This is a genomic window from Mycobacterium novum (assembly GCF_010726505.1).
GTDB classification, from domain to species: domain Bacteria; phylum Actinomycetota; class Actinomycetes; order Mycobacteriales; family Mycobacteriaceae; genus Mycobacterium; species Mycobacterium algericum.
Map to the genome: position 1 here is coordinate 3,001,307 of NZ_AP022562.1, position 13,470 is coordinate 3,014,776.

The following is a 13,470-nucleotide window of genomic DNA, read 5'->3' on the forward strand; positions in this document are numbered from 1 at the left end:
AGCCGTGGACGCGACACTGTCCTACAACTTCGATGAGATCGAATATGCCGTCCGCCAGGAGATCCACTCCACGGCCGGTCGGCTCAACGGCGCGCTGGAACAACTCCGGTCGCAGATCGCGCCCCTGCAGCAGGTGTGGACCCGGGAAGCGGCCGGCGCCTACCACGCCGAGCAGCTGCGATGGCAGCAAGCCGTCAGCGCGCTCAACCAGATTCTGTTCGACTTGGGCCGCGCGGTGCGCGACGGTGCCGCCGACGTCGCCGACGCCGATCGCCGCGCGGCAGGGGCTTGGGGGAGGTAAGGAGAGACCACCCCCGGACACGGTGTGGCCCCGATCGGTGGATAGCCGTCGGGGCCACACCGCCATGTCCACCAGCCGTGCGGGCGCCATCGAGCTGTCGCCCGTTTTGACCTGCTCGGATCGCCACCGGTAAGCTGCTCCGTTGGCGTGCGGTGCCTAGTTGGCGCAGCGGGTCCTCGGGTCACTGTCGGTCGCCGAGAATCACCCCGCCGTCCACGCCGGACCGGCACCCGGCTCGTACCGGGATCCGCAGAACCGGGTAGCAACCCGAATAACGAGAGGTAAGCGCTGTGCCCACCTATACGCCGAAGGCGGGTGACACCACGCGGTCGTGGTACGTCATCGACGCCACCGACGTGGTGCTCGGCCGGCTCGCCGTCGCGGCAGCAACGCTGCTGCGCGGCAAGCACAAGCCGACGTTCACGCCGAATGTCGACGGCGGTGACTTCGTCATCGTCATCAACGCCGACAAGGTCGCCATGAGCGGCAACAAACTGCAGAAGAAGATGGCTTACCGCCACTCGGGCTACCCGGGCGGGCTGCGCAAGCGCAGCATCGGCGAGCTGATGGAGACCCGTCCCGACCGTGTCGTGGAGAAGGCGATCCTCGGCATGCTGCCCAAGAACAAGCTCGGCCGTCAGATCAAGACCAAGCTGCGCGTCTACGCCGGTCCCGAGCATCCGCACACCGCCCAGCAGCCGGTCCCGTACGAAATCAAGCAGGTGACGCAATGACCGAGACCGCCATCGAAGAAACCCCTGAGACCCCTGAGGTCACCGAGGCTGTTGAGGCCGACGAGACCGTGGCGGTGCAGGCGGACGCCGCACCGGCCTACGAGCCGCACGACCTGGGCCGCCCCATCCAGACCGTCGGCCGCCGCAAGGAGGCCGTGGTGCGTGTCCGGCTGGTGCCCGGCACCGGCAAGTTCAACCTGGACGGGCGCACCCTGGAGGCCTACTTCCCCAACAAGGTGCACCAGCAGCTGATCAAGGCTCCGCTGGTCACCGTGGACCGGTTGGACAGCTTCGACGTCTACGCCCACCTCGACGGCGGCGGCCCCTCCGGGCAGGCCGGCGCGTTGCGGCTGGCGCTGGCCCGCGCGCTGATCCTGGTGCAGCCCGAGGACCGGCCGGTGCTGAAGAAGGCAGGCTTCTTGACCCGCGACCCGCGGGCCACCGAGCGCAAGAAGTACGGCCTGAAGAAGGCCCGCAAGGCACCTCAGTACAGCAAGCGCTGATCTGCGGTTGCATTTTGGCAGCGAGTTGGGGGTACCTTCCGCACGGGGAAGGTGCCCCCGGCTTGCTTTCGAGAGTGCGGGTTTCCGGTCCCACACCGGCGTGTCGAACCGGGAACACGCACACTCGCGGCGATAAAGGATAGTTATGGGTCGTCTTTTCGGCACCGACGGTGTTCGCGGGGTCGCCAACCGCGAACTGACCGCAGAACTCGCCGTTGCCCTGGGCAGTGCGGCCGCACAGCGGCTGTCCACCGGCACCGAGCGCCGGGTGGCCGTCGTCGGTCGTGACCCGCGGGCCAGTGGCGAGATGCTGGAGGCCGCGGTCATCGCCGGGCTGACCAGCCAGGGGGTCGACGCGCTGCGGGCCGGCGTGCTGCCCACGCCGGCGGTGGCCTATCTGACCGGCGCTTATGAAGCCGACTTCGGGGTGATGATCTCGGCGTCGCACAATCCGATGCCCGACAACGGCATCAAGTTCTTCGGCCCGGGGGGCCACAAACTCGACGGCGCCACCGAGGACCAGATCGAGGATCTGGTCGCCGCCGGGCCGGGGTTGCGACCGGTCGGCGCCGGGCTGGGCCGGGTGGTGGACGCCAAGGACGCCTTGGACTGCTACCTGCGCCACCTCGGCGAATCCAACCGGGCCCGGCTCGACGGCCTGACCGTCGTGGTGGACTGCGCGCATGGCGCGGCGTTCCAGGCGGGACCGCGCGCCTACCGGGCCGCCGGTGCCACCGTGATCGCCATCAACGCCGATCCCGACGGGCTCAACATCAACGAGGGCTGCGGTTCGACGCACCTGGAACCGCTGCGTGCCGCGGTGCTCGCCCACGGCGCGGACCTGGGTCTGGCCCATGACGGCGACGCCGACCGGTGCCTGGCCGTCGACGCGGCCGGCAATGTGGTCGACGGTGACGCCATCATGGTGGTGCTGGCGCTGGCCATGCGGGATGCCGGTGAACTGGCCGGTGACACCCTGGTGGCCACGGTCATGAGCAACCTCGGGTTGCATCTGGCGATGCGCGAGGCGGGCATCGACGTGCAGACCACCGACGTCGGCGACCGCTACGTGCTCGAGCAACTACGGGCCGGCGGCTTCACCCTCGGCGGTGAACAGTCCGGCCACATCGTGCTTCCGCAGCTGGCCACCACCGGCGACGGCATCATCACCGGCCTGCGCCTGATGGCGCGGATGGCCCAGACCGGCATCCCGCTGGCCGGATTGGCCTCGGCGATGCGCACGCTGCCGCAGGTGCTGATCAACGTCGAGGTCGCCGACAAAGCCGATGCGGTGAGCCGCCTGGCGGTGCGCACCGCGGTGCGGCGCGCCGAGCAGGAGCTCGGCGTCACCGGCCGAATCCTGTTGCGGCCCTCCGGAACCGAGCAGCTCGTCCGGGTGATGGTGGAAGCCGCCGATGAGGACACCGCGCACCAGATCGCGGTCAGCGTCGCCGAAACGGTCCGCGCCGGACACTGAATCCCGCGCTGAGGGAACCGGGCGAGCTTCGGCGCCGTCATATCCCTTATGGGACGACAACAGCTGTATCTCGATGCCGCCGCGCTGCGCTGCGTGGCGGACTGCTTGGACGACACGGCGGCAGCGATCGACGTTGCCGTCCGAATCCGGTTGGGCGGGCTGGTATTCGACGGTAGCGCCGCCGGACGTGATCATGTCGGCGCGGGGGAGGCGCTGCGGCGTGCGCTAGACGCCTGGGCGCCGGAGATGACACGCTGGTCGCGCGCGGGCGCCGAGATCGCCGCGGCATTGCGAGCCGGGCTGGCGCGTTACGGGGCCGCCGAATCGTTTGCGGCAGATCGGATCGGTTGAGGTGGCGCCGCGATACGACGTGGCCGCGCGGCTGGCCGAGGGCCGAGAAGCGGTGGCCCACACGCAGGCCTACGTGTCGGCGTGTCATCGGCGCGGTTATGGCCATCCCGATCTCACCGGCTACGACGGGCAGCTCGCCGACCGCTACGACAGCGAGGCCGGCCTGGATCTACGGTGCCTGGACGCCGACTGCGCCGCACTGGCGGCGTTGGCCGGCGCTGCCGAGGACGCCCTGCGCCGGCAGCGCGGGCAACTCGATGCCCTGGCGGCGGCCTGGCGGGGCCTCGGTGCCGACGCGGCCGTCGAGTTTGTACGCCGGCACTGTGAGTCCGGGGCGCAGCTGACGGCGCGGTTGCGCGCGGCCGCCACCGGATGCGAGGTATTGCGTGACGAGCTGTGGCGGCTGGTCGACACCAAGGTGGCGGCGGTGACCGCCGTCGACGACCGGGCCGGCGCGCACCGGCCGACCTGGCTGGCGGCAGCACACGCGGTGAACGCCGGCTCCGGCGATGAGCATGCCGCCGAGGTCATCGACAAACAGGTGATCCCCTACGTGGACAACGACGTTCGGGGTGAGTGTGCGACGGCCGTGCTGTCGGCGCGAGACGGCGTGGCGGGCGCCTACCGGGCGGCGGCGGGGTCGGCCGACCCGGCGCCGGGGACGGTTTTTGCGGTACCCGGCGATCTCGGTCCGGTCGTGTCACCCGATCACCCGACCGGTGCTGCGCCGGTCGCCGCGGCGACCGCGGCCCCCGTCGCAGCGGAGATCGTGCCGGCGGCGGATGTCGCACCGGCGGGTGTCCCGGCGGCCCCGGGCGCGAGGCAGGACGCCGCCGTCCCGGAACCCGCCGCGGCACGCGATGACCTGCCTGCCGATCCAGGACTGCCGGCCGGTCTCGGCCTGCCCGGTGATCTGGGGTTGCCGACCGGCGGGCTGCCCACCGGCGGTGGCGGTGGTCTCGGCGGGCTCGGCGGGTTGGGCGGATTGATTCCCCGGCTGGCCGACGCGTTCGGTGACCCCGGATCCGCCGACGGGTTCGGCGATCCGTTCGAGGACCCCGCAGCAACCGACGACCGCGACCCTGATGACCACGATGACCCCGAGCCCGCTGACTCCGAAGGTGAGCCGCCGGACGAGCCCGGCGACGAGGCCGCTGTCGAGGAGGCCGCCGCCGAGGATGCTGTTGCACCGACCGAATCGGAATCCGCGCCGTCGGACCCGGAAATTCAGGCCGGCGCTCAAGCCGAGCCCGCGGCCGAAACCACCGAAGCCGACGACTCCGGTCAGGCTCCCGGGCCATTTGCCGACGGCACACCGAAGACGCCGTGCGAGGTCGCCGCCGAGGAATTGCCCCAGGTCGGACAGTGACCGGCTACACCGCATCAGCATGCTTCACTGGTCGCATCTTGATGCGCCTGTGCGTATGATCGGGTCGTGAGGACCACCGTGGTGATCGACAGCGATGTGGCAGCCGAGGTGACACGGCTCCGCGGGCAAGGCATGGGTGTCAGCGAGGCGCTGAATCTGCTCGCCCGTCGCGGCATGGCCGCGCAGACCAGTGCGCCCGGAACCCGGTACCGGCATCGCACGGCGCACATCGGCCTGAAGGTCGACGTCTCCAACGTGGCCGACGTACTGGATCTCCTTGACGACGACCGGTGAGCTGCGGTGCTCCTAGACGCGAATCTGCTGCTGTACGCCGTCGACGCAGACAGCAAGCACAACCCGGTGGCTGCGGCGTGGCTGGAGGAAACACTCAACGGTGACAACCGGATTGGCCTGCCGTGGCAGACGATCGGCGCATTCCTGCGGATCATCACCCACCCGAGGGTCACCGAGAATCCACTGCCACCGTCCGAGGCCTGGAGCTACGTCGCGGACTGGCTGGCCGTTCCCGTGGTGTGGATCCCGCCCGCCACCGAGGCCACCGCCCGGGTCTACGCCGGAATCTGTGCCCAGGCCGATGTGGCGGGCAACCTGGTGCCCGATGCGCAACTGGCCGCCTTGGCGATCGAGCACGGTGTCGAGCTCGCCTCGGCCGATTCGGACTTTCAGCGATTCCCGGGATTGCGCTGGTTCAACCCGCTGACCTCGCAGTAGGGCCGACGCTCGCACCTCACCCCTGGCGCGAACCCCAGGTCTGCAGCGCCGAAACGATCTTGGCCGCGGCCTCCAGTTGCTCCAGCGACAGCTCCTCGGTCGGGGTGCGCCACTGCGCGACTACCGCGAGTGCGCCGTCGATGAACAGCTGGCGGGTCTGGCCGCGCTGGATCTTGCCGCTGGAGGTGGTGGGCATCGACACGTGGTGCACCAGGACCACGGCGTCGGCCGCGATGCCGTGGTGGGTGGCGACGGCGGTGCGGATCTTGTCGATGACGGCGTCGAAGTCGGTTTCACCGATCTGGCCGCTGTCCACCTCGTGCACCACGACCAGTTGCTCGATGCCTCCCGGGGGCGCGTCGGTGGCGAACGCCGCGCCCCGGCCGGACACCAGTACCGGGTCGCATTGCTGCACGGTGAACTCGATGTCGTTGGGGTAGTACCGGTGCCCGTCGACGACGATCAGATCCTTGCAGCGTCCGGTGGTGAAAAGTTCACCGGCGCAGAGGAACCCGTAGTCCCCGGTGCGCAGGAACGGTCCGCGGGCCGGGTCGCCCGGCGCGGCCAGCCGTGCTCCGAACGTCGCGGCGGTCTCCTCGGGACGCTGCCAGTAACCGAGAGCGACATTGGGGCCGGCGACCCAGATCTCGCCGACCTCGTCGGGGCCGCACGGCTGGTGGGTCACCGGGTCGACGATGGCGACGTCGGTTTGGCGCGGCTGACCGCAACCCACGAACGTTGCGGCGGCAGGGTCGTCGGGTGCGATGTCGACGATGCGGTCCTGCTCCAACGCGACACGGTCGAGGTAGCGCACTCCCGGCATCCCGGTGGCGGATCCGGCCGACACGCACAGGGTGGCCTCGGCCAGCCCGTACACCGGGTAACACGACGAAATCTGGAAACCTGCCGGTGCGAAGGCATCGGCGAACGCCGCCAGCGAGGTGGCGCGCACCGCTTCGGCGCCGTTCATGGCCACCGTCATGCAGGAAAGATCAAGGGCGGCACGCTCTTCGGGCGTGCTGGTCTCCACGCACCGGTCGTAGGCGAAGTTGGGTGCCGCGGTGATCACGCCGCGATGCGCCGACACCAGTTCCAGCCAGCGCATCGGGCGTTTGATGAACGCGGTCGGCGACATCAGCGCGGTGCTGGCCCCGATGTAGACCATGGACAGGATCCCGCCGATCAACCCCAGGTCGTGGTGCGGCGGCAGCCAGAACACGCCCCTGTCGTTCTCGTCGCCGTTCCACGCCTGCCGGATGGCGTCGACGTTGTGCAGGACGTTGCCGTGGCTGAGCAGCACACCCTTGGGTGAGCGGGTCGACCCCGAGGTGTACTGGATGGCGGCCGGCGAGTCGGTGCCGATGGCGGGGGGCACCCAGGCGTCCGAATCGGCGCCGGCATCGGTGAAGAACCAATGCTCGGGTTCACCGGGGATCCCGGCGACCGCGGACCGGGTGGCCTGCTGGGTCTCGGTGGCAGTGAGGGCGAACCGAGCCTGCGCGTCGGGAACCACCACCTGCAGGCGCGGCGCCAGCTTCTGGTGCACCGGCACGGCCACCGCCCCGGCGTAGAGGCAGCCGAAGAATCCGGCGATGAAGTCCAGGCCGGGACGCACCAGCACCAGCACCCGCTCCCCGGCGACATCATGGCGCTGCAGACCGGCCGCGATCGCCCTGGCGCGCAGGTCCAGGTCACGGAAGCTCAGCTCACTGCGGCCCTCGTCGTCGCCGTTGTAGGAGAAGCTGAACGCCACCTTGTCGCCGAATCGTTCGGCTTGGCGTTGCAGCAGCTCAACGAGGGTTTCTGCGATGGGTGTCGTGACCGTGGGCGTGAAGTCCATGGCCCCATCTTGGCCCGCGAGGTGGTCTGCGCCACATTCGGCCCCCTATGAGGCCCTGGAATCGGCGCGCAGCAGCCTTCGATCCGGTTGCTGGCGCGTGCTGCGTCACGGGCTGGTCGGTGCAAGGCGGCCCTGGCGGCGCCGCTCATTTCACCGTGCGAAAAGTCAGCTTATCTAGCACATTCCCAGGTATCAACTCGGTTTGAGCGGCAGTGATCAGGGCGTATAAGACGACAAGTTTGAAAAAGGTGCTTGAGTTTAAGTGTACTCACAGGTAGTGTCCTGCATCACAACGGCATAACAGTGAGAAATCAGCAATATCACGGGACCGGTGACTGCTGGTCATGATGGTTGCTGAGGGCAGTACCGACACAAAGGAGACGGCTGTGCAGCAAGCCCTTCGCCCCTACGTCACCGCGGGGATCGCCCTGGTGGGTTCCGGGCTGATTTCGGTCACCCCCGCAGTGGCACCGATGCCCGGCATCTCCACCATCCGGGATGTGGCGCTCACCGGTGCGTTTGACGATTTCCTCCAGCCGTGGATCGACCAGTACAACACCGCGGCCGCCAACGCCCAGTTGTTGATCAACAACTTCGCCTTGGCCCCGTTCGTCGGCTATCAGCAACAGATCGCCAACCAGGGCGATCTGTGGAGTCAGGCGATCAACGACCCGTCGACCATCCCCGATGTGACCAACCAGCTGCAGGAGGACGCCAAATCCGCCGCGGATGCGTACTCGTTGTGGAATGCGGGTCCCCTCGGCTTCCTGACCCCCGGTGACCCGGTCACCGAAATGGTCACCGACCACACTCTCAGCGGCGAAGCGAACCTCGACCTGACCGGTGAGACCATCAGCACCCTGGGCCACAAGCTGCTGATGGGCTTCCTGCCGGCGATGCTGCCCGCCGACCTCGACCCCGAGACGGTCACGCCGATCCTGAACTTCCTGGCCTCCCCGCTGAGCGGTCTCATCATGGGCGCGCTGGGCCCGTCGTTGAGTCCGTGGGTCGCGCTGATGAACAGCATCTCCGACGGCGACGGCCTCAACGAGATCATGGCCAACATGGTCGGCGCCTACTTCAACGGCGCCACCCTCAACCTGGACTTCTTGATCCCGATCGTCGAGCAGACCGGCCTGCTGCCGGAAGGCACCAACATTTACCACATCGATCTGGCGCTGGGCGGGTTGTTCACACCCGGGGTGGTGGCCTCGGCGCCCAACCTGGTGCCGGGCACCGGGGTGGAGTTGGCCGCTCCCGGCGGCTCGATCTTCAACAGCATTGGCCTGGACCTCGACGCCAATGTGCTGGGGGCGTCGCTGCCCGCGGTGGTCCCCGCCCACGCGGTCGGCCCGATCGGAGCCTGGGAAGGCTGGATGCAGGCGATGGGAGCGGTGCTCGGATCGGGCTGGAGCGGCAAGAGCAATCCCCAGGATGCGGTAGCTCCGCTGACTGGTTTCCAGCTCCCGCAGATTCCCGACGACCTCTTCGACGACGGTGGCGCAGCCGCCGGCGCGTCGGACGCCGCCTCACCCGACATGCTGCAAGACCTGCTGGACCTGTTCATCGGAGCCGGAGGCTGACGCCGGCGCGCCCGCTTTACCGGTAATCGCCCAGACAACTTTCACCACAGCTCGACAGAGCCGCTTCACAGGAGAGGTGTTCGCAAATGAGTCGTCGTCACAGCAGCCAGGCTGGAAACACCGGATCGCGCTACCGCAAGCGGGTGGCAGGCGCCACGAGTTCGGTGGGCGCGTTCCTGGCTTTCGGGATGGCCCCGTTGGCCGCGGCACCGGCCGCCCACGCCGATGTCGATTTCCTCGGTGATCTGCTCGGTGATCTGGTGTCCTCATGGACGGTCGCCGATCCCGGTGACGCCGCGGCAACGTGGGACCTCGACGCACTGTTCGGCGCCGCAGATCCGGGCAGCGCAGCCGACGACCCGTTCTCGTGGACGGCGATCATGGACCAGTGGTTCTACCAGCCACTGCACGCCGGTGTCCAGGCCTGGATCACCAGCGACTTCGGCGAGATGGTGAACAACTCGATCAACGGGATGTTCGGGCTCTACCTGATCGGCAATGGTGTCGACGGCACCGCCCTGAACCCCGACGGCGGGGACGGTGGCTTGCTGTTCGGCGACGGCGGAGCCGGCTGGGACAGCGATGCGGCCGGTGTCGACGGTGGAGATGGCGGCGATGCGCTCGGCATCCTCGGCAACGGCGGGGCCGGCGGTGACGGCGGTGCCGGTGCAGACGGCGGCGCCGGTGGCGCCGGCTCCTGGTGGATGGGCCACGGCGGCGCGGGTGGCGCCGGTGGTGCGGCCCTGACGTCCGGGCTCAGCGGCGGCGACGGCGGCGACGGTGGGGCCTCGGTCGCCTGGTTCTTCGGCAACGGCGGGGCCGGCGGGGCCGGCGGGGCCGGCGGCAACGGCGTCGCGGGCACCTTCGGCAACGGCGGCACCGGCAACGGCGGTGCGGGCGGTTCCGGCGGCGACGGTGGAACCGGTGGCCGCAGCGGTTACGCCTGGGGTAACGGCGGCGCAGGCGGCCAGGCCGGTGTGGGCGGCAACGGCGGCGAGGGCGCCACCGGCACCGCCGCCAACCCGAATGGGGGCAATGGTGGTAGCGCCGGTGCGGGCGGCAGCGGCGGTATGGGCGGTATCAAGTTCGACGGCTCCCTGGGCGCCGCCGGTCAGGACGCCGACGGCGGCAACGGCGGTGCCGGCGGCACCGGTGGGGACGCATACCAGGACGCCAGCGGCTTCCTCGGCAATGGCGGCAGGGGTGGCGGCGGCGGTGCCGGCGGGTCCGGGGTCGAGGGTGGTGATGGCGGTGCCGGCGGAAACGGTGGGGCCGGTATCAACGGCGGTCTGGGCGGCAACGGCGCGCTTGGCGGTACCGGGGTACTGACCGGCGGGAACGGTGGCGCGGGCGGTTCCGGCGGCGACGCCACGGGCAGCGCGACGGCCGCCGGCGTCGCAGGCAACGGCGGTACCGGCGGTCAGGGTGGAGCGAGCGACACCGGAACCGCCGGCACCGGTGGGGCCGGTGGGCACGGCGGCAACGGGGCCACCGGCGACGACACCATCCAGACCACCGGCGGCAACGGCGGCACTGGTGGCCGGGCCGGCAACAGCGCCAGCGGTACCGGTGGCGAAGCCGGTACCGGCGGCGATGGTGGCACCGGCACCTTCAAGGGCGGCAACGGCGGAACCGGCGGCGTCGGCTCCGCGGGAGCCTTCGGTGGTGGTGACGGCGGTGACGGCGGTAACGGTGGCGACGCCACCGGCTGGGTCGACGCCACCGGCAGCACCGGGGTGGCGCCCGGAACCGTCTACAGTCAGGGCGGCAATGGCGGCAACGGTGGTGCCAGCGGTGGCCCGGCTGCCTCGCTCACCGGTGGCTCCGGGACGGTCCCCATCGGCGGCAACGGCGGCGCTGGCGGTAACGGCGCCGACGACGGCATCAGTATCGGCGGTAACGGCGGCGCCGGTGGTCAAGGCGGCCATGGCGCGGGCGCTGCGCCCGGCGGCGACGGCGGGAACGGCGGGAACGGCGGGAACGGCACCTACATCGGCGGTAACGGCGGTGCGGGTGGTAACGCCAACAGCGGCGGTAGCACACCCGGCGGTGACGGCGGCAACGGCGGCAATGGCGGTGCCAGCGCCGGCGCCACCAGCGGCACCCTCACCAACACCCACGCCGGCGACGGCGGCAGGGGCGGTAATGGCGGCAACGGCACGGCCGACGCCGCCCCGGGCAACGCCGGCAACGGCGGCAACGGCGGAGCCGGGCACGGTATCGCCGACGGCGGTAACGGCGGTAACGGCGGTAACGGCGGCAGCGGCGATCAGAGCTTCGGCGCCAATGGCGTCTCCGGTGTTGCCAGGGGTGTGCCCGGTGCCGACGGCGGTGACGGCTCGACCGGCGGAATCGGCGGCAACGGCGGCAACGGCGGCTCCGCCGAGAACGGCAATGCCGGGAATGCCGGCAACGGGGGCAACGGAGGTAACGGTGGTATCGGCGGCACCGGCGGAGCCGGCGGCACCGACCCGACCACTGGTCTCGGGCAGGCCGGTGGAAACGGCGGCGATGGCGGCGCGGGCGGTGCCGGGGGCACGGCCGGGCAGGCCGGCGAGGCCACCGGCAGCGGCAGCGACGGTTCGGCCGGTACCGACGGAAACCAGGGCAACGGCGGCAAGGGCGGCAACGGCGGCGCCGGCGGTGCCGGGGCGGCCGGCACCGACGGCTCGAGCTCTGCGACCGGCACCGGCGGTGACGGCACCGGCGGTGGTAAGGGCGGCGTCGGCGGCAACGCCGGCAACGGCGGCACGGGCTACGTCGGAGGCGTCGGGGGCACCGGCGGCGCCGGCGGCGTCGGCGGGGCCGGCGGGGCCGGAGGTGATGGCGGAACCAACGCGAGCGGTGTCGGCCAGGCGGCCGGCGACGGTGGCGACGGAGGCGTCGGAGGCGCGGCCGGCAGCGGAGGCACCGGCGGTGCGAGCACCGGCGGCGGCCCAGACGGTGCGGATGGTTCGGACGGCACCGGTGGAGCCGGGGGCGTCGGTGGAGCCGGCGGCACCGGCGGTGCCGGGGTCGACGGCACCAGCCCCGCTAACGCGGCGGGTGGCGACGGCAGTGCAGGTGGAGCCGGCGGCGACGGCGGTAAGGGCGGGGCCGGCGGCACCTCGGCTGGCGGCACCGGCGGCGTCGGCGGCACCGGTGGAGCGGGCGGCAGTGGCGGTGCCGGTGGTGACGGCGGCGACGGCGGGATCGACAGCACCGGCAATGGCTTCGACGGGGGCGACGGCGCCGACGGTGGGGCCGGCGGCAACGGTGGCGACGGCGGGACCGGCGGCACCAGCACCGGCGGCAGCGACGGCTCCGCAGGCGGCGGCGGTGCACTCGGCTCCGGTGGCGCCGGTGGTGCTGCCGGGCAGGGCAACCCGGGGCAGGGCGGCGGTACTCCTGGAGCAGACGGCACCGCGGGTAATAACGGCAGCGACGGCAACCCCGGTAGCTAACCGGCTGATGACGAACGTCGCCGGGTCCTGGCAGACCCGGCGACGTTCGTCATGTCGGAGGACTAGAGTCGGCCGGCGCGTCAGGCCGGCGCCAGCTCACGCAATTCGGCCACGAAGCGCACCGCTTCACCCGGGTCCTTCGCCAGTGGCCCGGCAAGCAACGTCGTCACACCCGCTTCGGCGTAGGCCGCGATCCGTTCGGCGACCAGGCCGCGGGGCCCGATCAACGAGGTGTGTCGCACCAACTCGTCGGGGACGGCGTTGATCGCCTCGGTCTTGCGTCCGGACAGATACAGCTCTTGGATGCGGTCGGCCACCTCGCCGAAGCCGTAGCGGGTGGCCAGGTTGTGGTAGAAGTTGCGGGTTTTGGCTCCCATGCCGCCGATGTAGAGCGCCAGCTGAGGTTTTGCCCACGCCAGCCGGTCCTCGACATCGTCGCCGATGGCCAGTGACGCTCCGGCCATGATGTCGAGCGGCCCGAGTGTCGGATTCCGCTTGGCCGTACCGGCTTTCAAGGCGTCGCCCCACACCTCGGCGGCACGCTCCGGATAAAAGAACACCGGCTGCCAGCCGTCGGCGATCTCAGCGGTCAGCTCGACGTTCTTGGGGCCCAATGACGCAATGGAGATCGGAATCGCCTCCCGTACCGGGTGGTTGATCAACTGCAAGGGCTTGCCCAACCCGGTGCCGCGGTCAGCCGGCAACGGCAGCTGATAGTGCTTGCCGTCGTAGCGCACCCGTTCGCGCCGCCACACCGCCCGGCAGATCTCCACCACTTCTCGGGTGCGCCCCAGCGGGGCGTCGAAGGGCACCCCGTGGAACCCCTCCACCACCTGTGGTCCGGAGGTGCCGATACCGAGCCGAAACCGGCCATCGGAGACGAAGTCCAGGCCGGCGGCCGTCATGGCCAGCAGGGCGGGGGTGCGGGTATAGATCGGCACGACGCCGGAGACGAGCTCCACACGTGAGGTCTTGGCCGCCAGGTAGCCGAGCTGACTGACCGCGTCGAACGAGTAGGCCTCGGCCACTGCCACCACGTCGATCCCGACCCGCTCGAGTTCGACGACCTGCTCGGCCGCTTCTTTGAATCCGCCTGCATAGGAGAGCTGTACACCGATTCGCATCTCCGACTAATAC

The 13,470-nt window shown here is 70.5% G+C and carries 12 protein-coding genes; 10 read left to right on the plus strand and 2 right to left on the minus strand.

Annotated features, from left to right (window positions below):
• The first annotated feature begins 4 nt into the window (after window positions 1–4).
• The 8 genes from G6N19_RS13920 (at window position 5) to G6N19_RS13955 (ending at window position 5,467) form a co-directional block, all read left to right on the plus strand.
• Window positions 5–301: a WXG100 family type VII secretion target gene (locus G6N19_RS13920; RefSeq protein ID WP_013830199.1), complete on the plus strand. Its 297-nt coding sequence runs from the start codon at window positions 5–7 to the stop codon at window positions 299–301.
• Between the two features lie 290 nt (window positions 302–591).
• Window positions 592–1,035 carry a 50S ribosomal protein L13 gene (rplM, locus tag G6N19_RS13925; protein ID WP_193465138.1) on the plus strand — a complete coding sequence of 148 codons (444 nt, stop codon included), beginning with the start codon at window positions 592–594 and terminating at the stop codon, window positions 1,033–1,035.
• Window positions 1,032–1,538 (plus strand): 30S ribosomal protein S9, encoded by a 507-nt coding sequence (rpsI, locus tag G6N19_RS13930; protein ID WP_013830197.1) that lies wholly within the window; start codon window positions 1,032–1,034, stop codon window positions 1,536–1,538. Before rplM ends, rpsI begins: the two co-directional genes overlap by 4 nt.
• 145 nt (window positions 1,539–1,683) lie before the next feature.
• Entirely contained in the window at window positions 1,684–3,015 is a 1,332-nt protein-coding gene (gene glmM / locus G6N19_RS13935) for a phosphoglucosamine mutase (protein ID WP_193465139.1), read from the plus strand.
• A 48-nt stretch (window positions 3,016–3,063) separates the two neighbouring features.
• Window positions 3,064–3,366: a type VII secretion target gene (locus tag G6N19_RS13940; protein WP_193465140.1), complete on the plus strand. Its 303-nt coding sequence runs from the start codon at window positions 3,064–3,066 to the stop codon at window positions 3,364–3,366.
• A gap of 1 nt (window position 3,367) precedes the next feature.
• On the plus strand, window positions 3,368–4,735 hold the full coding sequence (locus G6N19_RS13945) for a hypothetical protein (protein WP_193465141.1): 1,368 nt from the start codon (window positions 3,368–3,370) through the stop codon (window positions 4,733–4,735).
• A 66-nt stretch (window positions 4,736–4,801) separates the two neighbouring features.
• Entirely contained in the window at window positions 4,802–5,029 is a 228-nt protein-coding gene (locus tag G6N19_RS13950) for a hypothetical protein (protein WP_013830193.1), read from the plus strand.
• Window positions 5,030–5,035: 6 nt separating this feature from the next.
• Complete coding sequence (locus G6N19_RS13955; protein WP_013830192.1) at window positions 5,036–5,467, plus strand: type II toxin-antitoxin system VapC family toxin; 432 nt, start codon at window positions 5,036–5,038, stop codon at window positions 5,465–5,467.
• A gap of 16 nt (window positions 5,468–5,483) precedes the next feature.
• Here the strand turns inward: G6N19_RS13955 and G6N19_RS13960 are convergent, their stop codons facing one another.
• Window positions 5,484–7,307 carry a fatty acyl-AMP ligase gene (locus G6N19_RS13960; RefSeq protein WP_193465142.1) on the minus strand — a complete coding sequence of 608 codons (1,824 nt, stop codon included), beginning with the start codon at window positions 7,305–7,307 and terminating at the stop codon, window positions 5,484–5,486.
• Window positions 7,308–7,693: 386 nt separating this feature from the next.
• Between G6N19_RS13960 and gjpA the strand changes: the two genes are divergently transcribed.
• On the plus strand, window positions 7,694–8,890 hold the full coding sequence (gene gjpA / locus G6N19_RS13965; RefSeq protein WP_232062391.1) for an outer membrane porin GjpA: 1,197 nt from the start codon (window positions 7,694–7,696) through the stop codon (window positions 8,888–8,890).
• Window positions 8,891–8,976: 86 nt separating this feature from the next.
• A complete protein-coding gene (locus G6N19_RS13970) occupies window positions 8,977–12,333 on the plus strand; it encodes a PGRS repeat-containing protein (protein WP_193465143.1) in 3,357 nt (1,118 codons plus the stop codon).
• Window positions 12,334–12,413: 80 nt separating this feature from the next.
• Here the strand turns inward: G6N19_RS13970 and G6N19_RS13975 are convergent, their stop codons facing one another.
• Window positions 12,414–13,457, minus strand: coding sequence for an LLM class F420-dependent oxidoreductase (locus G6N19_RS13975; protein ID WP_193465144.1), 1,044 nt, complete (start codon window positions 13,455–13,457; stop codon window positions 12,414–12,416).
• Between the last annotated feature and the right edge of the window lie 13 nt (window positions 13,458–13,470).